Origin of the sequence: Pseudosulfitobacter koreensis, assembly GCF_024733015.1 — a bacterium.
Lineage (GTDB): Bacteria > Pseudomonadota > Alphaproteobacteria > Rhodobacterales > Rhodobacteraceae > Pseudosulfitobacter > Pseudosulfitobacter koreensis.
In genome coordinates this window covers 47,238-69,019 of record NZ_JANKJG010000015.1, presented here as the reverse complement: position 1 = coordinate 69,019, position 21,782 = coordinate 47,238, and the positions used below count along the sequence as shown (strand labels likewise).

General features: G+C 63.6%; 18 protein-coding genes and 1 pseudogene. 7 read left to right on the top strand and 12 right to left on the bottom strand.

Features of this window, described 5'->3' with window-relative positions; genetic code table 11:
* The 5 genes and pseudogenes from NTA49_RS16310 to NTA49_RS16290 all read left to right on the top strand — a co-directional run.
* Positions 1–109, top strand: a pseudogene (locus NTA49_RS16310) (IS5/IS1182 family transposase); the annotation flags it as partial.
* 402 nt (positions 110–511) lie between these two features.
* A complete protein-coding gene (locus NTA49_RS16305) occupies positions 512–2,467 on the top strand; it encodes a heme lyase CcmF/NrfE family subunit (protein WP_258295873.1) in 1,956 nt (651 codons plus the stop codon).
* Entirely contained in the window at positions 2,464–2,916 is a 453-nt protein-coding gene (locus NTA49_RS16300; protein ID WP_258295872.1) for a cytochrome c-type biogenesis protein, read from the top strand. Before NTA49_RS16305 ends, NTA49_RS16300 begins: the two co-directional genes overlap by 4 nt.
* A gap of 102 nt (positions 2,917–3,018) precedes the next feature.
* Complete coding sequence (locus tag NTA49_RS16295) at positions 3,019–3,801, top strand: enoyl-CoA hydratase-related protein (protein ID WP_258295871.1); 783 nt, start codon at positions 3,019–3,021, stop codon at positions 3,799–3,801.
* Between the two features lie 240 nt (positions 3,802–4,041).
* Positions 4,042–5,055 (top strand): DUF4365 domain-containing protein, encoded by a 1,014-nt coding sequence (locus NTA49_RS16290; RefSeq protein ID WP_258295870.1) that lies wholly within the window; start codon positions 4,042–4,044, stop codon positions 5,053–5,055.
* A 176-nt stretch (positions 5,056–5,231) separates the two neighbouring features.
* On the opposite strand, the gene NTA49_RS16285 is transcribed toward NTA49_RS16290, so the two are convergent.
* The 3 genes from NTA49_RS16285 to gltX all read right to left on the bottom strand — a co-directional run bounded on the left by NTA49_RS16285 (position 5,232) and on the right by gltX (position 8,412).
* Complete coding sequence (locus NTA49_RS16285; protein WP_258295869.1) at positions 5,232–5,555, bottom strand: hypothetical protein; 324 nt, start codon at positions 5,553–5,555, stop codon at positions 5,232–5,234.
* A gap of 38 nt (positions 5,556–5,593) precedes the next feature.
* Complete coding sequence (gltA, locus tag NTA49_RS16280; protein WP_258295868.1) at positions 5,594–6,889, bottom strand: citrate synthase; 1,296 nt, start codon at positions 6,887–6,889, stop codon at positions 5,594–5,596.
* A 122-nt stretch (positions 6,890–7,011) separates the two neighbouring features.
* The gene (gene gltX, locus NTA49_RS16275; protein WP_258295867.1) at positions 7,012–8,412 is read right to left on the bottom strand and encodes a glutamate--tRNA ligase; all 1,401 of its coding nucleotides are present in this window, start codon (positions 8,410–8,412) and stop codon (positions 7,012–7,014) included.
* Between the two features lie 77 nt (positions 8,413–8,489).
* Between gltX and NTA49_RS16270 the strand changes: the two genes are divergently transcribed.
* Positions 8,490–10,571 carry a ComEC/Rec2 family competence protein gene (locus tag NTA49_RS16270; protein ID WP_258295866.1) on the top strand — a complete coding sequence of 694 codons (2,082 nt, stop codon included), beginning with the start codon at positions 8,490–8,492 and terminating at the stop codon, positions 10,569–10,571.
* A gap of 176 nt (positions 10,572–10,747) precedes the next feature.
* Here the strand turns inward: NTA49_RS16270 and lexA are convergent, their stop codons facing one another.
* From lexA to NTA49_RS16240, 6 genes are all read right to left on the bottom strand, one after another.
* Positions 10,748–11,449 (bottom strand): transcriptional repressor LexA, encoded by a 702-nt coding sequence (gene lexA / locus NTA49_RS16265; RefSeq protein WP_258295865.1) that lies wholly within the window; start codon positions 11,447–11,449, stop codon positions 10,748–10,750.
* A 75-nt stretch (positions 11,450–11,524) separates the two neighbouring features.
* On the bottom strand, positions 11,525–12,697 hold the full coding sequence (locus NTA49_RS16260; RefSeq protein WP_258295864.1) for a molybdopterin molybdotransferase MoeA: 1,173 nt from the start codon (positions 12,695–12,697) through the stop codon (positions 11,525–11,527).
* Positions 12,694–13,185, bottom strand: coding sequence for a cyclic pyranopterin monophosphate synthase MoaC (moaC, locus tag NTA49_RS16255; protein ID WP_258295863.1), 492 nt, complete (start codon positions 13,183–13,185; stop codon positions 12,694–12,696). Before moaC ends, NTA49_RS16260 begins: the two co-directional genes overlap by 4 nt.
* Before the next feature lies 1 nt (position 13,186).
* A complete protein-coding gene (trpC, locus tag NTA49_RS16250; protein ID WP_258295862.1) occupies positions 13,187–14,002 on the bottom strand; it encodes an indole-3-glycerol phosphate synthase TrpC in 816 nt (271 codons plus the stop codon).
* A gap of 37 nt (positions 14,003–14,039) precedes the next feature.
* On the bottom strand, positions 14,040–15,056 hold the full coding sequence (gene trpD, locus NTA49_RS16245) for an anthranilate phosphoribosyltransferase (protein WP_258295861.1): 1,017 nt from the start codon (positions 15,054–15,056) through the stop codon (positions 14,040–14,042).
* Positions 15,053–15,634 carry an anthranilate synthase component II gene (locus NTA49_RS16240; protein WP_258295860.1) on the bottom strand — a complete coding sequence of 194 codons (582 nt, stop codon included), beginning with the start codon at positions 15,632–15,634 and terminating at the stop codon, positions 15,053–15,055. Before NTA49_RS16240 ends, trpD begins: the two co-directional genes overlap by 4 nt.
* 233 nt (positions 15,635–15,867) lie before the next feature.
* Here NTA49_RS16240 and NTA49_RS16235 point away from each other — a divergent pair, with 233 nt between their 5' ends.
* Positions 15,868–17,313: a divergent polysaccharide deacteylase family protein gene (locus NTA49_RS16235; protein ID WP_258295859.1), complete on the top strand. Its 1,446-nt coding sequence runs from the start codon at positions 15,868–15,870 to the stop codon at positions 17,311–17,313.
* Positions 17,314–17,316: 3 nt separating this feature from the next.
* On the opposite strand, the gene NTA49_RS16230 is transcribed toward NTA49_RS16235, so the two are convergent.
* The 3 genes from NTA49_RS16230 to NTA49_RS16220 are packed head-to-tail and all read right to left on the bottom strand — an operon-like array spanning position 17,317 to position 21,740.
* Positions 17,317–18,354: a succinylglutamate desuccinylase/aspartoacylase family protein gene (locus NTA49_RS16230; protein WP_258295858.1), complete on the bottom strand. Its 1,038-nt coding sequence runs from the start codon at positions 18,352–18,354 to the stop codon at positions 17,317–17,319.
* A gap of 18 nt (positions 18,355–18,372) precedes the next feature.
* Positions 18,373–19,881, bottom strand: a complete 1,509-nt coding sequence (gene trpE / locus NTA49_RS16225; protein ID WP_258295857.1) for an anthranilate synthase component I — start codon at positions 19,879–19,881, stop codon at positions 18,373–18,375.
* Positions 19,882–19,895: 14 nt separating this feature from the next.
* Positions 19,896–21,740 carry a peptidyl-prolyl cis-trans isomerase gene (locus NTA49_RS16220; protein ID WP_258295856.1) on the bottom strand — a complete coding sequence of 615 codons (1,845 nt, stop codon included), beginning with the start codon at positions 21,738–21,740 and terminating at the stop codon, positions 19,896–19,898.
* Positions 21,741–21,782 lie beyond the last annotated feature (42 nt).

The window sequence follows — 21,782 nt, the reverse complement described above, 5'->3', positions numbered from 1 at the left end:
CTTTGCAAAAATCAAAGAGTTCAGAGGGATCGCCACAAGATACGACAAAACGGATTGCAGTTACGCAGCGTGTTGGAACCTCGTAGCAGCACTTATAGCCTCAAGATGATTGTCCACAGGCCCTAGCATGCTCAATAATTGATCGATACACATCATCGCGAAATTCTCCAAAGACGTAACCAGTGTCTATCTTTGCCATGGCAAGCGAGCAAGGCGTCCTTAAAGCCAATGGCTATCGGGCCTTCGATTTTTGCGATGCGCGCGATCCACGAGCCCTATGTCTTAGTGGTTGCCGAGCATCATCGGCTCTGAAACCTTGGACGTCCGCTTCCTGCGCAAAGCCGTCATTGGTGCGAAACGTAGCATCCGTCACTCTGATCTCTAACCCGACCTTCCCCGCAATCTGCACGTCTCGGCCCCCCCCACACACCCCCACACAAATGATGCGACACAATGACGGCACGCGCTCCGCCGGATTGTGACGCGCGGCCGACGCGCGTATAAGACCTGCATGATTACAGAACTTGGTCACTTTTCGCTGATCCTCGCCTTTCTGGTGGCGATCGTACAGGCCGTGGTGCCGATGATCGGTGCGCAGCGGCGCAATGCGGCGTGGATGGCGGTGGCCGAACCTGCCGCCAATGCGCAATTCTTCCTGACGCTCGCGGCCTTCGGCGCGCTGATGTGGGCCTTCATCACCTCGGATTTCTCGCTGCGGCTGGTGGTGCTGAACAGCCATTCGGCGAAACCGATGCTCTACAAGATCAGCGGCACATGGGGCAACCACGAGGGCTCGATGCTGCTCTGGGTGCTGATCGTCACGCTTTTCGGCGCGATGGCGGCATGGTTCGGGGGCAATCTGCCGCCCAGCCTGCGCGCCCGCGTGCTGGCGGTGCAGGCGGCGATCGGGGTGGCCTTCTTTGCCTTCATCCTCTTCACCTCCAACCCGTTCACCCGCCTTGCCGTACCGCCCTTCGACGGGCAGGACCTGAACCCGCTGCTGCAGGACCCCGGCCTCGCCTTCCACCCGCCGTTTCTCTACCTGGGCTACGTCGGCCTCAGCATGACGTTCAGCTTTGCCATGGCCGCCTTGATCGAGGGGCGCGTCGACGCCGCATGGGGCCGCTGGGTCCGGCCATGGACCCTGGCCGCGTGGATCTTCCTCACCATCGGCATCGCCCTTGGTTCGTGGTGGGCCTATTACGAACTCGGCTGGGGCGGCTTCTGGTTCTGGGACCCGGTCGAAAACGCATCCTTCATGCCCTGGCTTCTGGCCGCAGCGCTGTTTCATTCCGCCATCGTGGTGGAAAAACGCGAAAGCCTGAAGAGCTGGACCATCCTGCTGGCGATCCTCGCCTTCGGCTTCTCGCTGATCGGCACCTTCATCGTCCGCTCGGGCCTGCTGACCTCCGTGCACGCCTTCGCCAACGACCCCGAACGCGGCGTCTTCATCCTCGCGATCATCGCACTTTTCGTCGGCGGCGCGCTCACGCTCTATGCGATGCGCGCAGGTGCAATGGAGGCGCGCGGCGTCTTTGGCATGGTCAGCCGCGAAAGCGCGCTTCTGGTCAACAACATCCTGCTGGCGGTCGCCTGTTTCGTGGTCTTCGTCGGCACCATGTGGCCGCTGGTGGCCGAGATGTTCCTCGACCGCAAGCTCAGCGTCGGGCCGCCCTTCTTCAACATGGCCTTCACCCCCTTCATGGTGGCGCTGGGGCTGGTGCTGCCCGTGGGCGCGATCATGCCGTGGAAACGTGCGCGGCTGGACCGTGCCCTGCGGGTGATGGCCCCCGTCTTCGTGCTGGCGCTGGCGCTGGGGGGGCTGGTCTGGGTGATGCAGACCGGGCGCAGCATGCTGGGGCCCGTGGGCCTCTTCCTCGGCGCATGGCTGGTGATGGGCGCTGCCGTCGATCTGTGGCTGCGCACCGGGCGCGACGGGGCCGCGCGCCTGATGCGCCTGCCGCGCGCCGACTGGGGCAAGGCCGTGGCCCACGCGGGCTTTGGCGTCACCGTCCTTGGCATCGCGGGCCTGACCGCATGGCAGTCCGAAGACATCCGCGTCGCACAACTCGGCACCCCGTTTCAGGTCGGCGGCTACACCCTGACGCTCAACGACGTCGAGCGTGGCGAGGGCCCGAACTACATCCGCACCACGGGCCTCGTGACACTGGCAAAGGACGGCCGCGACATCGCGCAGCTGCGCCCTGAAAAGCGGGTCTACCCCGTGGCCCAGATGCCCACGACCGAGGCCGCGATCGACCAGTCGCTGGCCCGCGACGTCTATGTGGTGATCGGCGACGAACAGGACGCGGGCGGCTGGGCCATCCGTACCTACATCAAACCGCTGGTCAACTGGATCTGGATCGGCTGTGCCCTGATGGCCCTCGGCGGCGGGCTCAGCCTCAGCGACCGCCGCTTCCGCGTCGCCGCGGGCGCGCGCAAGGTGCAGGCGGTGCCTGCGGAATGAAACGCCTTGTGCTGATCCTGATGATGCTGGCCGCCCCGGTCTGGGCGGTCGAACCCGACGAGGTGCTCGAAAATCCCGCGCTCGAAGCCCGCGCCCGCGACATCAGCCAGGGCCTGCGCTGCCTTGTCTGCCGCAACGAAAGCATCGACGAAAGCAACGCACCGCTCGCCCGCGACCTGCGCCTGCTGGTCCGCGAACGGCTGGTGGCGGGCGACAGCAACGCCGAAACGGTGGATTTCATCGTCGACCGCTACGGCGAATACGTGCTCTTGCGCCCGCAGGCCACCGGCGCCAACTGGCTCTTGTGGGGGGCAGGGCCGCTGATGCTGCTGCTGGCGCTCTTCGGTGCCACGCTCTACCTGCGCGCCAGATCGCGCGCGCCCGAGCCGCAGGACACGGCCCTCAGCCCCGAAGAACGCCGCCGTCTGGCCGAAATTCTCGACGAGTGACGCGCGGTTTCGCTGGGCCTGCCGCCGTGGTTTGCTAAGCTGCGCGCAAAAGGCCAAAAGCCCCGCAAACTCAGGGACTGACAGGGAAGGGACCCCCACCAGATGCATTACGAAACGCTGACCTACGATCTTGCCGACGGTATCGCCACCGTGACGCTGAACCGCCCCGAAAAGATGAACGCCCTCAACAGCCAGATGCGCGCCGAGATTGCACAGGCCGTGGACCGCGCGGGCAAGGAAGCCCGCGTCGTGGTGCTGACAGGCACGGGCGACCGGGCGTTCTGCTCGGGTCAGGATCTGGGCGACGGCACCGGCGGCTTGGGTGCGGAAAACACCGAACGCACCCTGCGCGACGAATACGCCCCGATGCTGCGCGCCATCGTCAACTGCCCGGTGCCGACGATCTGCGCCGTCAACGGCGTGGCGGCAGGGGCCGGCGCCAACCTCGCGTTGGCCGCCGACGTGGTCATCGCCGCCGAACGCGCCTATTTCCTGCAGGCCTTCGCGCGCATCGCGCTCATCCCCGACGCGGGCGGCACCTATACGCTGCCGCGCACGATGGGCATGTCCAAGGCAATGGGCGCCGCCCTCTTCGCCGACCGCATCAGCGCCAGACAGGCCGACGACTGGGGCATGATCTGGGAGGCCGTCCCCGACGCCGACTTTGACACCCACTGGAAAGCCCGCGCCGCCCATCTGGCCAACGGCCCGACCAAAACCTACGGCGCCATCAAACGCGTCCTGCGCGCCAGCTGGGCCAACGACCTCGAACAGCAGCTTGAACTCGAAGCCTCGGAACAGGGCCAATGCGCCGAAAGCCGCGATTTCGTCGAAGGCGTCGTGGCCTTCACCGAAAAACGCAAGGCGAACTTCGAAGGGCGGTAAATGGCTCCCCGCACCGGACCTTGCAAGGGACAGCGGGCAAGGTCCGGTGTGTGCGGACGTAGCTGCCATGCGAGGCAAATGCTACAATGTCTGCTTTGGTACGCTCTGCAAAAGTCTCTGACTAAACAACGGCCTGCAAGGGGTCAACTATTGCGCCACCGCTTCAATGTCATATAGTTGGTGCGTTATGGCAATGCTATTGCAGTCGTTAATTGAGTGGCTGAGCCTAGGTTGATTGAGATGCCCACCAATCCAAAGTACACAAAAGCGGACCAAACTGGCGAAATGGGTGTCTGGACCGTTTCGAGGATAGTGTCATTTCATTTTGGTTGGGTTTTTCGCAAGAACCACAGCGAACATGATTTTGGCATTGATGGATATCTTGATGTTGTGACGGACGAAGGCGATGTGACGGGGCAACAAATTGCGGTTCAAATCAAGTATGGTGAAAGCTACTTAAGCGATGAGAACCCTCTTGGATTTACATTTAGGGGAGAAGGGAAGCACCTAAATTACTACAAGAACCACCCCATGCCAGTGCTCATCATCATCGGGAGCCCCGATCGAGAAAACTGCTACTGGGAAGTATTTGATTCAGAAAAGATCGTGGCTCGCGGTGGTAGTTGGACACTGAACATTCCTAAGCGAAACGTGCTCCAGAATGACAAGGTAAAGTTGCTCAAATTACTTCCTGACATTGAAACAATCACTGAGGAAGCGAAGCACTTCTGGAAAGTCACCACCGCAATGCAGGATGGTGGGATTGGCATTGCAGCTATCAGTGAAGATGAAGTTCGCCGCAAGGACACAAGCTTCCTACATGATTTCATTGGTAAAATTCTTCAGCAAAAAACAACGACGAGGAACTTTCAGTCTAAAATCGAAATTATGTTTGATGGCGTAGAAGACAGCCAGACGGAGATTTTTGAGATTGATGAATATCGGGATTATATCAAGCTTATGTTTGATGAATTACCACAGATTTCATTCTTCTTAACCAAAGAGACAAAGTTTGGCCTGCTTGGCATAATCCCTCAGTGCTTTGCGTTTCAGGAAAAGGTAACGAAGGACTACGGCAAGGGTGATCGCGTTTATGTCAGGATTGACCCTGAAGCTATAATACCGATGCTCGAAATAATCTTTCACGGATTGAATTTGGTCACCAACTATTTGGAGTTCTCCAAGGAGGAACAGAAGTTGATCGATGATCAGCTTATGGCCTCACTTAACCTACCAATTCCAAACAAGAAGTGACCATTGGAAGTCGGGTCACGGTCATAATCTATCAGAAAAGCTGACATTCATCCACAGCACAGCATCCTACCCTCTAGCCTCAAACCCGCCATTCCCCGCATCGGGCAGCAAGGTCGGCTTGACCAATCTCTCCCGAGCCAGTCCCGAAGATCAAAGCCCTCTGGCGCTCAACGCCGTCACGCCGCCAGCACAGAGGTGGCAGACCTGTTGCAGTCGGCCCCGCCGCTGCAGCCATTGATGTTACCGTCGTCCTCCTCCTCCCCAGTGTCGTCCGCTTCGTCGAAAATCTCGAACATGCCCCAGGCAGCAGCAGGCCCGGCGAGACAAATGCCAGATACCCCAATCACCATTCGCCCAGGATATGGTTCCGGAGTAAAACGATGAAATCGCGCCCAGCTTGCGTCAAATAACGCTTTTAACGCTACACCCCCCACTGTTTCCAAATGGTAAACATTGACCTGTTTCCCACCCAATTCCCTCCGATAAACGAAAAAAGCCACCCCGAAGGGTGGCTTTTCCAATTTCAGAACCCGAAAATTCAGCGGTTTTCGATGTCCACGTAATCGCGCGCGGTCTCGCCCAGGTACAGCTGGCGCGGGCGGCCGATCTTGTTCTGCGGATCGCCGATCATTTCCTTCCACTGCGACACCCAGCCGACGGTGCGCGACAGCGCAAAGATCGGGGTGAACATCGACGTGGGGAAGCCCATCGCTTCGAGAATGATGCCCGAATAGAAATCGACGTTCGGGAACAGCTTCTTCTCCGCGAAATACGGATCTTCCAGCGCCTGTTTCTCCAGCTCTTTCGCGACCTGCAGCACCGGGTTGTTCTCGATGCCCAGCAGTTCCAGAACCTCGTCGGCGCTTTCCTTCATCACGGTCGCGCGCGGGTCGTGGTTCTTGTAGACGCGGTGACCAAAGCCCATCAGACGGAACGGATCGTTCTTGTCCTTGGCGCGGGCGATGAATTCGGGAATACGGTCCGGCGTGCCGATTTCCTTCAGCATTTCCAGACAGGCCTGGTTGGCGCCGCCGTGCGCAGGCCCCCACAGACAGGCGACACCGGCAGCGATACAGGCAAACGGGTTCGCGCCCGAAGACGACGCCAGACGCACGGTCGATGTCGATGCGTTCTGCTCGTGGTCCGCATGCAGCGTGAAAATACGGTCCATCGCGCGGCTCAGGATCGGGTTCACCACATATTCTTCCGCAGGCACGGCAAAGCACATCCGCAGGAAGTTCGACGCATAGTCCAGATCGTTGCGCGGATATTCGAACGGCTGGCCGATGGTGTATTTATAGGCCATCGCGGCAATCGTCGGCATCTTGGCGATCAGACGGATCGACGCGACCTCGCGCTGCCACGGATCGTTGATGTCGGTGCTGTCGTGATAGAACGCGGACATCGCGCCCACCACGCCGACCATCACGGCCATCGGGTGCGCATCGCGGCGGAACCCGCGGAAAAAGTTCAACATCTGCTCGTGCAGCATCGTGTGGTTGGTCACACGGTGTTCAAAATCCTCCAGCTCCGCAGGCGACGGCAGCTCGCCGTAAAGCAGCAGATAGCACACTTCGAGGTAGTGCGATTTGCCCGCCAGCTGGTCGATCGGATAGCCACGGTGCAGCAGCACACCCTCGTCGCCGTCGATGAAGGTGATGGTGCTGTCGCAGCTTGCCGTCGAGGTATAGCCCGGATCATAGGTGAACACGCCCGCCTGGGCATAAAGCTTGCGGATGTCGAGAACGTCAGGTCCAGCGGTGGGCGTGTGGATCGGCAGCTCATAGTCCTTGCCGTCAATCGTGAGTTTCGCAGTCTTGTTCGAGTCGGCCATGCGGTCCCTTCCAGAGTTTCGCGCGGGGGGGCAATGCCACCGGCGGCGCCCGAACCAAAGCTCGGGCCAATTGCTACGTCGCTTATCCTTTAGAACGGGTTAACAGAACGGATTAACCAAACTCAGGTAGCGACATCGGTGATCCGGGCAAGGCTTTCTTCGGGGCCAAGCACCAGCATCATGTCAAACACAGAAGGGGTCACTGCGCGACCTGCCAGCGCCGCCCGAAGCGGGGCCGCCAGTTTGCCGAACTTGGTGTCATGCCGTTCGGCAAAGTCGTTCAGTTTCGCCTCCAGGCTGTCTCGATCCCAGCTATCATTTTGCAGATGCGGCGTCAATTGCGCGAGCAGTGTGCGGTTTTCCACATCCAGCGCTTTTGCAGCCTTTTCATCCACTTGCACGGGGCGGGACGTAAGGGCAAACTGTGCCTTATCAATCAGTTCCGGGAACGTCTTGGCCCGCTCCTTCAAAAACGGCATCGCCTTGAGCAGTGCAGCATCCTGCGCCTCCGTCAGCGCGGGCAAACCGGCCGCCTCCAGGAACGCGACCAGCTCGCGCTGCAACGCAGCGTCATCGCTCGCGGCAATGTGCTGACCGCTCAGATTTTCCAGCTTCTTGGTGTCGAACCGCGCCGGGCTCTTGCCGATGCCCCCCAGGTCGAACCACTCCAGCGCCTGCGCGTCGGTGAAAAACTCGTCGTCGCCGTGGCTCCAGCCCAGCCGCGACAGATAGTTGCGCATGCCCGCCGCAGGATAGCCCATCACCTGATATTCCTGCGCACCAAGTGCCCCGTGCCGCTTCGACAGCTTCTTGCCGTCGGCCCCGTGGATCAGCGGAATATGCGCCCAGACCGGCACGTCCCAGCCCATCGCGTCATAGATCATCATCTGCCGCGCTGCGTTGTTCAGATGGTCATCGCCCCGGATCACATGGGTCACACCCATATCGTGATCGTCGACCACCACCGCCAGCATATAGACGGGCGACCCGTCCGAGCGCAGCAGCACCATGTCGTCCAGCTGGTCGTTGCCGATGGTCACATCGCCCTGCACCTCGTCGCGGATCACGGTCTTGCCCTCCAGCGGCGCCTTGATTCGGATCACATGGGGCGCGTCGGGATGGGCCGACGCCTCCGCATCCCGCCAGGGCGAGCGGAACAGCGTCGACTTGCCTTCCGCCTTGGCCGCCGCGCGAAACGCCTCGATCTCCTCCTGCGTCGCGAAACACTTGTACGCCTTGCCCTGCGCCAGCAGCTCCAGCGCCACCTCCGCATGGCGCGGCGCGCGCTCGAACTGGCTCACGACCTCGCCGTCGTGGTCAAGACCCAGCCAGGCAAGCCCCTGCAAGATCGCCGCCGTCGCCTCGGGCGTGGACCGCGCCCGGTCGGTGTCCTCGATCCGCAACAGGAACTTGCCGCCGCGCCCCCGCGCATAGAGCCAGTTGAACAGCGCCGTGCGTGCGCCACCGATGTGCAGATAGCCCGTGGGAGAGGGCGCGAAACGGGTGACGACGTCGTCGGACATGGAGCGTTTACCTTTCAGTAACCGGAAGATGGCTAGGTTTGGCGTCTGTCTACCCAGTGGACCCATGAGGGGCAAGTATGCGGATGGCACGTCGGTCGCTGCTGCAAGGGCTCGGGGCCCTCGAACACATGATGCTGGTGCAGCGCGGCCATCTCCTCCACTGGGTGCCGGTCTGTCTCGCCGTGGGCATCGGTGGCTTCTTCGCCCTGCGGTTCGAGCCTGACATGACGCAGCTGGCCGGGGCCGCAGGTCTCGCGCTGACTCTCGCGCTGATCGCCCGCCGCACGGGCGAGGCGTTCCGCCCGATCCCCGTGGCACTGGTTCTGATGCTGGCGGGCGCACTGCTCGCCGCCGTCCGGTCGCACAGCGTCGCGGGCCCGGTGCTGGGCTGGCGCTACTACGGCGCGGTCGAGGGGCGCGTGGTCGCCCTTGACCGCAGCGGATCGGACGCGGTGCGCGTCACCCTCGACCGCGTGGTGCTGGAACGCGTCTCGCCCGCCCGCACGCCCCTGCGCGTCCGCGTATCGCTGCATGGGCAAATGCAGGGCATCGACCCGCAACCAGGCATGCGCGTGATGACCACCGCCCACCTGTCACCCCCCGGCGGCCCGACAGAGCCCGGCGGCTTCGACTTCCAGCGCCACGCCTGGTTCGCGAAACTGGGGGCAGTCGGTTATGCCCGCGTGCCGCTGGTCGGGCTGGAACTGCCCCAAAACGACTGGTCGCTCGCAACCTTCCGCGTGCGCATGGCAATCTCGGCCCATGTGCGCGCAGCTTTGCCGGGCGACGTGGGCGGTTTCGCCGCCGCCGTCACCACCGGCGACCGCAGCGGCATCAGCCTCGCCGCGCTCGAAGACCTGCGTGCCAGCAACACCGCACACCTGCTGGCGATCTCGGGCCTGCACATGGGCCTGCTCAGCGGCTTCGTGCTGGGCCTTTTGCGCCTCGTACTGGCCGCCATTCCGGGTGCCGCGCTCCGCCTGCCTGCGCGCAGGATCGCAGCCGTGGGCGCGCTGATCGCCGCCACCGGATACCTCGCACTCTCGGGCGGCAACGTCGCGACCGAACGCGCCTATGTCATGGCCGCCGTGGCACTGGTCGCGGTGATGCTGAACCGCCGCGCCATCAGCCTGCGCGCGGTTGCCATCGCTGCAATCATCGTGCTTGTCCTGCGCCCCGAGGCACTGCTTGGCCCCGGTTTCCAGATGTCCTTCGCCGCCACCGTGGCCCTCGTCGCGGTCTTCGGCTGGATGCGGGACGGCAGGGTGAAAACCGGCCCGCGCTGGCTGCAACCCGTGGTCGGGGTGCTGATGTCCTCCGCCATCGCGGGGCTGGCGACCGCCCCCATTGGCGCTGCGCATTTCAACACGATCTCGCATTACGCGCTGCTCGCCAACCTCGCCTCGGTTCCGCTGATGGGGATGCTGGTGGTCCCGGCGGCGGTGCTGGCGGCACTTCTGGCCCCCTTCGGTCTCGATTGGATCGGCCTGTGGCTGATGGGCCTCGGCCTGCGCTGGATACTGGCGGTGGCGGAATGGGTCGCATCCTTGGACGGCGCGCGCAGCTTCGTGCACGGACCCGGTCCTTGGGTGCTGCCGCTGATCGCCTTCGGCGCGCTGGTGGTGATCCTGTGGCAGGGGCGCGCCCGCTGGGGCGGGCTGACGGCAATGGCGCTTGGCGGTCTGCTCTGGGCAGGGGCCGACCGCCCCGCCGCCCTGATCGCCGAAGACGGCGGCATCGTCGGCGTGATGACCACCCAAGGCCGCGCGCTGAGCAAGGAAAAGGGCGCAGGCTTCGTGGCGCAGAACTGGCTGGAAAACGACGGCGACGGGGTTGACCAACAGAATGCCGCCGCCCGCTGGCAGGGCGACATCGCTTCGCGCACCAAACTGGCGACGGTCGGCCTCGGAGCGGGCACCGTCGAGCTTGTCCATCTGATCGGCAAAACCGGCTTGGCCGATTTTGCGTCCTGCGCGCCGGGGCAGGTGGTGGTGGTCAGCGTGACACCCCAGGTGCCGCTCGCAGGCTGCGACGTCTACGACCCCAAACGTCTGCGCACGACGGGTGCAATCGCGCTGGTGCAGGGCAGGGACGGCGTCCACCTGCGCACCGCCCGCGACGTCACGGGCGACCGCATGTGGTCCGGCTGGGCGCGCTGATCCGCGCATGAAAAAGGGGCGGTTCTGACCGGGAAAAACCCCGCCAGAACCGCCCCCGGAATGAATATGTACCTAATCCGGCCAGATATGTACAAATCCCCGTTACCCCCGCAAAAACCGCGAAAATCGGGCCTGCGGAATGTGTACAGGAACCCGCCGAATATGTACCGAAAACCTCAGTAGGTGCGGATCAGCCCGACCAGCTTGCCCTGAATCTTGACCCGGTCATCGGTAAACACCCGCGTCTCATAGGCAGGGTTCGCAGCCTCCAGCGCAATCGTATTGCCGCGCTTCATATAGCGTTTCAGCGTCGCCTCCTGATCCTCGATCAGCGCCACCACGATATCGCCATTCTCCGCCACCGATGTCTCGCGGATCACCACGACATCACCGTCGTTGATCCCCGCCTCGATCATGGAATCGCCTTTGACTTCAAGGGCATAGTGCTCGCCCTTGCCGGTCAGCATCTGCCCCGGAACCGCCACCGTATGCGACGCCTGCTGGATCGCCTCGATCGGCACACCGGCGGCAATCCGGCCCATCACGGGCAGTTCCGTGGCATAAAGCGCCTCGACCGGCAGCGCCGAAGCAGGCGGCGGACCATCGGGCCGGTCGCCATCAATCACCCGCGGCGCAAAACCGGACGTCGGCGCGCCGCCCATACTCTCGGGCAGCTTAACAATCTCCAAAGCCCGCGCACGGTGCGCCAGCCTGCGGATAAAACCGCGTTCTTCCAAGGCGGTAATCAACCTGTGGATGCCGGATTTCGACCGCAGGTCCAGTGCCTCTTTCATCTCGTCGAAACTGGGCGGCACACCGTCACGCTGGACCCTTTTGTGAATGAATTCCAATAGATCCAGTTGCTTCTTCGTCAGCATGCGCAAGCCCCTCGGCAGAGTTGGTTTTGCTTTGTTCTATACATGTTCCCGTTTTGTGTCAACTGCTTCCGACGCTTACAGGTCGATCACATCCACCATGTCACCGACACCGCGCGCCGCATCGTCGGGCGGCCGCACGATCAGCGCATTGGCCGTGGCCAGCACGCTCAGCAGCGAACTGTCCTGCCGTCCGGCGTCTCGAACCCCCTGTGATTCGGCAACCGCACGCATGTAATGCTCGCGCGGCCCGTTGGCCTCCAGCGGCGCAGTCAGCGGCATCTGCCGACGCGGCGCAGGCGCACATCCCAACCCCTGCATTGCACGGATGACGGGGGCCAGAAACACCGTCCCGCAGACCATCGCAGACACCGGATTTCCCGGCAGGCCGATCATTGGAACGCCGTTTAAAGTGCCTGCCATCAATGGCTTACCGGGGCGCATCGCCACCTTGTAGAACGATTGCTGCATGCCCATTTCGGCGGCCACGGCCCCCACCAGATCATGATCCCCGACCGAAGCACCGCCGATGGTCACCATCAGATCGGCCTCCGCCGCCAGCTCCAGAACCTGCCGCAAACCAGGCTTCGTATCGCGCGCAATCGGCAGAATACGCGGCACAGCGCCCAGCGTTTCAAGCAGCGCCGCCAGTCCAAAGGTGTTCGATACGATGATCTGATCATCGCCCGGCATCTCACCGGGCATCACCAATTCGTCCCCGGTCGAGATCAGCGCCACCACCGGCGCGCGCGTCACCGGCACTTGCGCCACGTTCATCGCCGCCAGCAGAGCCACGTCCCCCGGCGAAAGACGGCGGGGTGCGGGCATGGCCGTGCCTTCGGTAAAGTCAGTGCCTGCGGGGCGAATGTTGTTGCCGGAACTCAGGTTGTGGTTCAGCGTGATCAACGTGCCGCGCCGGGTCACGTCCTCTTGAATCACAACGAAATCAGCACCTTGCGGGACGGGCGCGCCGGTGAAGATACGCACCGCTTGCCCCGCGCCGACAGTGCCCTCGAACCCGTGTCCGGCAGCGGATTCGCCGATGACCTTGAACAGCGCATCGGTCTCGACCTCGGCAGATTTTACCGCATATCCGTCCATCGCCGATGCGGCAAAGGGCGGCTGTGTGCGCCGCGCAGTGACGGTTTCGGCAAGCACGCGCGCATGCGCGCGCCGCAGCGGTACGGTTTCCACATCCAGCGGGCGCACCAGCGCAAAAAGGTGGTCGAGCGCCTGCGAAACTGGGATCATGTCGCTTCGTACCGCCCTGATTTTCCACCATCTTTCAGAACCACGTGCAGCCCGCCGATCTCCATCGCCTTGTCCACGGCCTTGGCCATGTCATAAACCGTCAGCGCCGCAGTCGAGGCGGCAGTCAGCGCCTCCATTTCCACGCCGGTCTGGCCGGTGGTCCTGACCGTGGCAGTGATGCGAATACCCGGCAGGGCTGCATCGGGCGCAAGATCCAGCGCTACCTTTGTGATCGGCAGCGGATGGCACAGCGGGATCAGATCCGAGGTGCGCTTCGCGCCCATGATCCCCGCCAGCCGCGCAACGCCCAGAACATCGCCCTTCTTGGCGCGACCTTCAGTAATGATATCAAAGGTTTCACGGGCCATCTTGATGTGACACGCAGCCACGGCCACACGGTCCGTCACGGCCTTGTCGGTGACATCGACCATATGCGCCTGACCTTCGGCGTCAAAATGCGACAGCTTGCCAGCCGGTGCGTCAGCCACCCTACATGCCCCCAGCAGGTTGCAGCGGGTTCGCCAGCAGCGCGCGGGTCGCCGCCGCCACATCATCATGTCGCATCAGGCTTTCGCCGATCAGGAAACTGCGCACGCCATAGCGCGCCATCTCGGCCAGTTCCTTGGGCGTGTTCAGACCGCTTTCGCAGACGATCGTGCGGTCCTCCGGCACCAGCTTCGACAGGGTGCGCGTCGTATCAAGAGAGGTCTCGAAGGTCTTGAGATTGCGGTTGTTTATCCCGATCAGCGGGCTTTTCAGAACGCTGGCACGGGCCAGTTCTGCCTCGTCGTGAACCTCGATCAGCACATCCATCCCCCACTCGATGGCAGTCTCTTCCAGCTCGACTGCCTGCGGGTTCGAGACAGAGGCCATGATGATCAGGATACAATCGGCCCCCAGCGCGCGCGCTTCGATCACCTGATAGGGGTCGTACATGAAATCCTTGCGCAACACAGGCAGCGAACAGGCGGCGCGGGCCTCGACCAGAAAGCTCTTGGCCCCCTGAAAGCTGGGCGTGTCGGTCAACACGGACAGGCACGCGGCACCGCCCTGTTCATAGGCCTGCGCGTGGGCGGCAGGATTGAAGTCCGGGCGGATCATCCCCTTGGAAGGGCTGGCTTTTTTGATCTCGGCAATCAGCCCGTACCCCTCGCGCGCCTCTGAATAAAGCGCCTCGGCGAACTGGCGCAGCGGCGGCGCGTTGCGCGCTTCGGCCTCGACGTCGCCCAGGGTTTTTACCTGTTTGTCGGCGGCAATTTCTTCCAGTTTGTAGGCTTTGATGCGGTCTAGGATTGTCTCGGTCATGGGTCGGCTTTCTGTGGCAGATGCGGGCGTCAGGCGGTCAGCCCTCTTGCGTGATTTTGGCGACAGCCGCGATCTTGGCCCGTGCGGCCCCACTGTCGATGGACGTGCGGGCCATTTCGACGCCTGTTTTCAGATCGGCGGCTGCATCTGCAACAACTAGGGCCGCCGCAGAATTCAGCAACACGGCGTCGCGGTAGGCAGAGGGCGCGCCATCCAGCAGCGCGTTGAAGGCCGTCGCGTTCTGTTCGGGCGTGCCGCCGACGATCTCTTCGAACGGATGCACAGGCAGGCCCGCGTCCTCGGGGTGCACTTCCATATCGGTGATGGTGCCGCCATCCAGCGCCGAGACCCACGAGACGCCGGTAATCGTCAGCTCGTCCGTGCCGTCCGAGCCGTGGACCAGCCACGCCTTTTCGCTGCCCAGCTGCCCCAGCGTTTCGGCCATCGGTCGGATCAGATCGCGCCGATAGGCCCCCGTCAGCTGGCGTTTGACGCCCGCGGGGTTGGTCAGAGGCCCCAGGATGTTGAAGATCGTGCGGGTGCCAAGCTCGGTGCGCGCAGGCATGACATGGGCAATCGCGGGGTGGTGCATCGGTGCCATCATGAAACCGATTCCGGTCTCGCGCAGCGCACGTTCCACGACCGGAGCGCCGACCATGACCTTCAGCCCCATCTGGGTCAGCGCATCGGCGGCACCGGATTTGGAGCTGAGGTTGCGGTTGCCGTGCTTGGCCACCACCACGCCCGCGCCTGCCACCACAAAGGCCGTCGCGGTCGAGATGTTCAGCGTGCCCTTACCGTCGCCGCCTGTGCCCACGATGTCCATCGCCCCCGCAGGGGCCTGAACCGGATTGCACTTGGCGCGCATGACGGCTGCGGCGGCGGCGTATTCGTCGACCGTCTCGCCTCGGGTGCGCAGCGCCATCAGCAGTCCGCCGATCTGGGCGGGCGTCGCCTCGCCGTCAAAGAGGATCGCGAACGCGGCCTCGGCCTGCGCGCGGGTCAGCGGGCCATTGGCGGCGGCGTCGATCAGGGGTTTGAGGGTATCACTCATGCGGGCACCTTCAGCACGTCCAGGAAATTCTTCAGCAGCGCATGGCCATGTTGCGACCTTATGCTCTCGGGGTGGAACTGCACGCCGTGGATCGGCAGGTCTCGGTGCTGCAGGCCCATGATGATGCCGTCGTCCAGCTCGGCGGTTACTTCCAGGCAGTCGGGAAGGGTGGCGCGTTCGACGATCAGCGAATGATAGCGCGTCGCCTCGAATGGGGTGGGCAGACCGGCAAACAGGCCGCGACCCTCGTGTTGCATCGCGCCCATCTTGCCATGCACGATGTCGGGCGCGCGCACGACCTTGCCGCCGAAGGCCTGTCCGATGGTCTGGTGACCCAGGCACACGCCCATGAGCGGCGTGCGGGTTTCGGCTGCGGCCTGCGTCAGCGCCAGACAGATGCCCGCCTGATCGGGGTCGCAAGGCCCCGGCGACAGCAGGATGCCCGCGGGGTTCATCGCCATCGCCGCCTGAACATCCAGCGCATCGTTGCGGTGAACGGCAACTTCGGCGCCCAATTCCCCCAGATAATGCACGAGGTTATAGGTAAAACTGTCGTAGTTGTCGATCAGCAGCAGCATGGGTCAAACTTTGCATTTAGGGGGCTGGAGGCCAAGGCCACCTGCACTGTATAAGCGAGGCACACTTGTTCAGGCTTGCCCGTCAGCGTCAAGGGGGCGGGGGCCGGAAGACAGGGCAGAGTGGCCGAAGACAGGGCACAGTGGGCGATGACAAGAGTACAAAAAACCCGTTAGGGTGAGCACGCAACAGGCAGGGACGAACAGACATGGCGCGAGGGTTTTTGAGCGGAGCAATGGTTGGGGCCTTGGTCGGCGTCGGTGCGGTGGGGATCGCGTCGATTCAGGCCGATGCACCGGCTGCACCTGATATGGTCGTGTCCGCCCCCGTCGTGGGTGCCGCGCCCGAAGAGGGCAGCGCCGAGACCCCGCAAATGGCGGGCGATGCCGATCTTGCGACCGGTGCAGGTGCGCCGATGGTGCCCGAGCCTCAGGCCGATGATGTGGCCGCCGCGAGCGACGCGGGCACCGACACGCCGCTGCGTCCCGAAACCGGCGGCACTGCCGGGCTTGTCGCGCCCGAAGCGCCCGTTGCCGACGGTGGCGTGGTTGTCCAATCCGACGAGCCGGTGTTGCCCAGCCCGCAGGCCGCGCTGCCCGCGCAGCCCGATGCGGACGATTTGAGCATTTCCACCGAACCGGCCCAACCGCCCGCGCCCGAAGTGGCCGAGGACAGCGGTTTCGACACCTCCGAAGCTGACGTCGAGGATGATGGCGTGACGGTGGTGGTTGTGCCAGATGTGGACGCGCCCGCAGCAGAAGAGGAGGTCGTCTCTGAAGCAGATACCGACGCAGACGCTGGCACCGAAACAGACACCGCAGCCGAAGAAGACACCCTTGCCGAAGAGGAGCCCGCGCAGACGCCCCTGCTGGATCAGCGCGTCGGCTCGCTGGTGGATCGTGACACGCCGTCTGTGCCAATTCCCGATGCGCAGGCCCCGGAAGCTGCGGCCGAAACTGAAGCCGCGCTCGAACCCGACCAGGACCCCATCGACGCCTATGCCTTCATGACCGAGCAGGACGCGATCGACCCGTCGAAGCCGATGATGTCCATCGTGCTGATCGACAATGGTGCCGATCTGAGCGGCGGCACCGTCGGTCTGGCCGCCCTGCGTAGCTTTCCCTATCCGCTGAGCTTTGCCATCGACGCGACCCTGCCTGACGCCGCCGAGCGTGCTGCCGCCTACCGCGCCGAAGGGCTTGAGGTTCTGGCGCTGATCGACCTGCCCGCAGGGGCCACGCCGTCCGATGCCGAAGTCGGCGTTGCCGCAGCGCTCGACGCGGTGCCGCAGGCCATCGGCGTGCTGGAGGGGGTCGGCACCGGCTTTCAGGCCGACCGTGCTCTTTCGGATCAGGTGGTCGGCATTCTGGGTGGCAGCGGCCATGGCATCGTGATGCAGTCCAAGGGGCTGAACACCGCGCAAAAGCTGGCCCTGCGCGAAGGCATACCCGCCGCCACCGTGTTTCGCGATTTCGACAGTGCCGACCAGACGCCCACCGTGATCCGGCGTTTTCTGGATCAGGCGGCGTTCCGGGCAGGGCAAGAGGGCGGCGTGATCATGCTGGGCCGCGTGCGCCCCGACACGATCTCTGCGCTGCTGCTCTGGGGCTTGCAGGACCGGGCCGAACGCGTGGCGCTGGTGCCTGTGTCGACGCTGCTGAAGGCGCAGGTGGACGACTAGCCGCTAGATAATCTCGTCTTCGTCAAAGATCGGGTCGGCCCCAAGCTGGGCGGTCATATCCTCGACCGTGTCCTCGTCGGCGCGCGGGCCAAGTTCCGCCAGATGAAAGATCGCGTCGCCCTCGTTGACCACGGGCAGGATCGCGCGCCCGATCAGGATGCCGCCGTCGGGGGCTTTCAACTCGACCTCGATGTGGCCGAAGGGGTCTGAGATGGCGGCCAGCACATCGCCCTTTTCCACCACTTCGCCGGTGTCACGAAAGGTGCGCAGCAAGCCGCCCGCAGGCGCGCGCAGCCAATGCGAGCCCTTGCAGATCAGCGATGCGGCCTTGCCGCGTGCGATGCCCTTGGCCGGCAGCATGTCCTGCGCGCGCATGACCCGCAGGATGCCTGCCACACCGGCGCGCACGGCAAATTCGTCGAACCGCAACCCTTCGCCCGCCTCATAGAGCAGCACCGGTGTGCCCCGCGCGGCAGCCTCGCCGCGCAGCGACCCGTCTCGCAGCGGCGAGTTCAGGATGACCGGCGCGCCGAAGTCGCGCGCCATCTTTGCGGTGATCTTGTCGCCCGGCGTGATGCGGCACTGCGGCAGGTTGGTGCGATGGATCGCCGCCGAATGCAGGTCGATCCCGAAATCGCAGCGCATGACGATCTCGTGCAGGAACAGATGCGCCAGCCGTGACCCCAGCGACCCCGAGGGCGTGCCGGGAAAACACCGGTTCAGATCACGCCGGTCGGGCAGATAGCGCGAGCGGTTGAGAAAGCCGAATGAGTTGACCACAGGCACCACCAGAAGCGTGCCGCGAAGGCTGGACAATTGCGGCGCGCGCAGCAGGCGGCGCACGATCTCGACGCCGATCACCTCGTCGCCGTGGACCGCAGCCGAGACGAACATCGCGGGGCCCTCGCGCTTGCCGTGGTGCACCTGAACGGACATATGCACCGGCGTGTGGTCGGGCAGGATCGACACCGGCAGATCCACGGTGTCGCTGGTGCCCGCCGCGATGCGTTTGCCTGCAATCTCGAAGGGGGGACGGCTCATGGTATGGGTGGCCTCTGTCTATCCGTTGCCGCCGCCGAACCGTGCCGCATCTTCTGCCGCACGGCGGATCGCGCCGGATTTGTGAACGGTTTCCATGTATTCCGATTGTGGATCGCTGTCATAGACCACGCCGCCGCCTGCCTGGATGTAGAGTGTCTGGTCCTTGACCACGGCGGTGCGCAACGCGATGCACATGTCCATGTCGCCGCCCGCGCTGAAATAACCGACACCGCCGCCATAGACGCCGCGCTTTTCCGGCTCCAGTTCGTCGATGATCTCCATCGCGCGGACCTTGGGCGCGCCTGATACCGTGCCTGCGGGCATCCCTGCGAAAAACGCATCCAGCGCGTCCTTGCCGGGGGCCATCTCGCCCACCACATTCGACACGATGTGCATCACGTGGCTGTAGCGTTCGACGATAAATTCTTCCGTCGGGCGCACTGTGCCGATCTTGGCCACACGGCCCACGTCGTTGCGGCCCAGATCCAGCAACATCAGATGCTCGGCCAGTTCCTTCTGATCCGCCAGCAGATCGTCCTCAAGCGCGCGGTCTTCCTCGGGCGTGGCGCCACGTGGCCGGGTGCCCGCGATTGGGCGGATGGTGATTTCATTGCCGAACACACGCACAAGGATTTCCGGGCTGGCCCCGATCACCTGAAAGCCGCCAAAGTTGAAATAGAACATGAAGGGCGACGGATTGGTGCGGCGCAGCGACCGGTAGAGCGAGAAGGGCGGTTGCGGAAACGCCTGCGACCAACGCTGGCTTGGCACCACCTGAAAGATATCACCGGCGCGGATGTAGTCCTTGGCCTTTTCCACTGCCTCAAGATAGCCTTGATGGCTGAAGTTGCTGACCGGCTCGACGCTGACCGATGCCTCGCCCAGATCGCGGGTTTCGCGGGGCATGGCGCGCTCCAGATCGCGCACCGCGTCCATCACCCGCTCGGCCGCCTGCGCATAAGCCGCGCGTGCCGATTGGCCGTCATTGACCCACGCGGGCGACACCACGGTCACCTCGCCCTTGACCCCGTCCAGCACGGCGACGACCGACGGGCGCAGCATCAACGCATCGGGCAGGCCCAGCGGGTCGGGGTTCACATCCGGCAGATGTTCGACCAGGCGCACGGTGTCATAGCCCAGATAGCCGAACAGACCCGCCGTCGCTTGCGGTAGATCGTCGGGCAGATCGATCTTCGATTCCGCGATTAGCGCCCGCAGCGCGTCGAGCGGATTGCCCTCCATCGGCTGAAACGCATCGGCGTCATAGCGCGCAGCGCGGTTCACGGCGGATGTCTCGCCGGTGCAGCGCCAGATCAGGTCGGGCTTCATGCCGATGATCGAATAGCGCCCGCGCACTTCGCCGCCTGTCACCGATTCCAGCACGAAAGCGTTTTCGGCAGCCCCCGTCAGTTTCAGCATCAACGACACCGGCGTGTCCAGATCTGCGGCAAGGCGGGTATAGACAATCTGATTGCGGCCAGCGTCGAAACCGGCGGCAAAGTCGTCATATGCGGGGGTCAGAGCCATTTCAAAATCCCGTATCAGGGAAAGTTCACGTGAACGGCCTGTACCGCGCGCTGGTCGATCTGGGGCCGGGCCCGAATGGTGGTGTCAGCGGTGTAGATGTCCAGGATGTTCTGCGACAGCGACTGGTTCATCTGCTCGGCAAGCTGCTCTTGCAGGGCAGTGGCTTCGGCGTTGTCCTGGGCTGGCAGGATGTCGTCCAGACGCACGATCACGACCATGCCCTGACCGGTGATCAGGTTGATGTCGCCTTCGTCCATCTCGAAGACCTGCGCCATGAAGCCGCGCGGCGTGTTCTGGATGAACGCGTTGCGGGCCTGATCAGCTTCTTCGATGGAATCCAGTTCCAGATCGGCAAAGCCTGCGCCCTCTTTCAGTTGCGGCAGCAGCTCTTCGGCGCGGGCGGTCAGCGCAGCCTCGGTGCGGGCGGCGGTCATGTCGGCAGCCACATCCTTGCGCGCCTCCTCAAAGGTCGCGTCGCGGGCGGGGATCACCTCGTCCAGACGCAGGGCAAAGATGCCACCATCGCTCAGGCGTTCGATCTGCGGATAGTCGTCCAGCGTCAGCGCCTGCGCGGCCTCGCGGAATTCGGTATAGCCCGACATCGCGTCATCCATGCCCTCGAACCAGTCGATGGTGTCGACGGTCATCGCACTCTCGCCTGCCAGTTCCTCCAGCGTCGCGCCGCCTGCCAGCAGATCGTCGTAATCATTCATCTGAATTTCGACCTGACGGCGGGCACGGTCGGCGGCCAGCGTGGCGCGCAGTTCGGGTTCCGCCTGTTCGAAGGTGGTGTTCTGCGCGGGCAGCACGCCGTTGACGCGGTAGAGCGCAGGCCCCAGCGGCGAGGGCAGCGGGCCCACGACATCGCCCACTTCGGCGGCAAAGATGGCCTCGCCGGCGGCATCCAGTTCGTCCAGAGCGACATCGCCCATGTCGACGTCGGCCAGATCCAGACCGCGATCCTGCACCAGTTGTTCGAATGTGGTGCCCTGCATTTCCAGCGCCGCGGCGGCCCGGTCAGCAGCCTCGTCATCCAGGAACGGCAGGCGCTCGACCAGGCGACGCTCGGGTTGCTGGTATTGCTCGGCGCGCGCGTCATAGGCAGCTTGCAGGTCGGCCTGATCGACCTCGACTGTGTCCACCAGCATGTCGGGGGTCAGCAACGCATAGGTGATCTTTTTGGTCTCGGGGCGCTGATAGTCGGCCTGGTTCTCGCTGTGATAGGCGCGCAGTTCTTCTTCGGTCGGCGCGGCAATCGGCGTGTCCAGATCGTCGGCGTTCAGGCGCGACCAGGTGAAATCGCGGGTCTCGCCCACGTAGTCCACCAGCGTCTTTGCATAGGTGTCGGGCATCACGACGCCCGAGGCGATGGCGCCTTGCAGCAGGCTGCGGGCGGCTTCTTCGCGCAGGCTTGTCTCGAATTCGCTCTCGCTCATCCCCGACTGTTCCAGCGCCATCCGATACCCTTCGCGGTTGAATTCACCGTCCACACCGCGAAAGGCGCGGATTTGCAGGATCTCGTCGCGCAGGGCTGCGTCACCGATGGACAGGCCCAGCTTGTCGGTCTCGTTGTCCAACGCGCGCTGGCGGACCAGACGTTGCAGAACGGATTGATCTAGGCCCATCGCTTGCGCACGGGCAAAGGGCAGCTGTTCGCCGGTCTGCGCCTCGACCGCGCGGATTTCCTGGCTGAGCTGGCGGGCATATTGGTCGATGTCGATGTGTTTGTCGCCGACGGTGCCCACGGTGCGCAGGGTGCCCGACAGGTTGGTCGCGCCAAAGCCGCCCAGGCCCAGTATCAGCAGACCCATCAAGATCCATACCAGGGTTTTCGACATGTTCTTCGTGCGTACTGCCATGATGCGGGTCCTCGATAAAGTTTGCCTTGTCTACCGAGCGTG

Excerpts from the sequence above, each read along its gene's own strand:
- NTA49_RS16305 (WP_258295873.1), top strand. The coding sequence starts at position 512 with ATGATTACAGAACTTGGTCACTTTTCGCTGATCCTCGCCTTTCTGGTG.
- NTA49_RS16235 (WP_258295859.1), top strand. The coding sequence starts at position 15,868 with ATGGTTGGGGCCTTGGTCGGCGTCGGTGCGGTGGGGATCGCGTCGATT.
- lexA (WP_258295865.1), bottom strand. The coding sequence starts at position 11,449 with ATGCTGACGAAGAAGCAACTGGATCTATTGGAATTCATTCACAAAAGG.
- NTA49_RS16290 (WP_258295870.1), top strand. The coding sequence starts at position 4,042 with ATGCCCACCAATCCAAAGTACACAAAAGCGGACCAAACTGGCGAAATG.
- NTA49_RS16270 (WP_258295866.1), top strand. The coding sequence starts at position 8,490 with ATGCGGATGGCACGTCGGTCGCTGCTGCAAGGGCTCGGGGCCCTCGAA.
- trpD (WP_258295861.1), bottom strand. The coding sequence starts at position 15,056 with ATGAGTGATACCCTCAAACCCCTGATCGACGCCGCCGCCAATGGCCCG.
- NTA49_RS16230 (WP_258295858.1), bottom strand. The coding sequence starts at position 18,354 with ATGAGCCGTCCCCCCTTCGAGATTGCAGGCAAACGCATCGCGGCGGGC.
- NTA49_RS16220 (WP_258295856.1), bottom strand. The coding sequence starts at position 21,740 with ATGGCAGTACGCACGAAGAACATGTCGAAAACCCTGGTATGGATCTTG.
- trpC (WP_258295862.1), bottom strand. The coding sequence starts at position 14,002 with ATGACCGAGACAATCCTAGACCGCATCAAAGCCTACAAACTGGAAGAA.
- NTA49_RS16300 (WP_258295872.1), top strand. The coding sequence starts at position 2,464 with ATGAAACGCCTTGTGCTGATCCTGATGATGCTGGCCGCCCCGGTCTGG.
- NTA49_RS16260 (WP_258295864.1), bottom strand. The coding sequence starts at position 12,697 with ATGATCCCAGTTTCGCAGGCGCTCGACCACCTTTTTGCGCTGGTGCGC.
- NTA49_RS16295 (WP_258295871.1), top strand. The coding sequence starts at position 3,019 with ATGCATTACGAAACGCTGACCTACGATCTTGCCGACGGTATCGCCACC.
- gltX (WP_258295867.1), bottom strand. The coding sequence starts at position 8,412 with ATGTCCGACGACGTCGTCACCCGTTTCGCGCCCTCTCCCACGGGCTAT.
- NTA49_RS16240 (WP_258295860.1), bottom strand. The coding sequence starts at position 15,634 with ATGCTGCTGCTGATCGACAACTACGACAGTTTTACCTATAACCTCGTG.
- gltA (WP_258295868.1), bottom strand. The coding sequence starts at position 6,889 with ATGGCCGACTCGAACAAGACTGCGAAACTCACGATTGACGGCAAGGAC.
- trpE (WP_258295857.1), bottom strand. The coding sequence starts at position 19,881 with ATGGCTCTGACCCCCGCATATGACGACTTTGCCGCCGGTTTCGACGCT.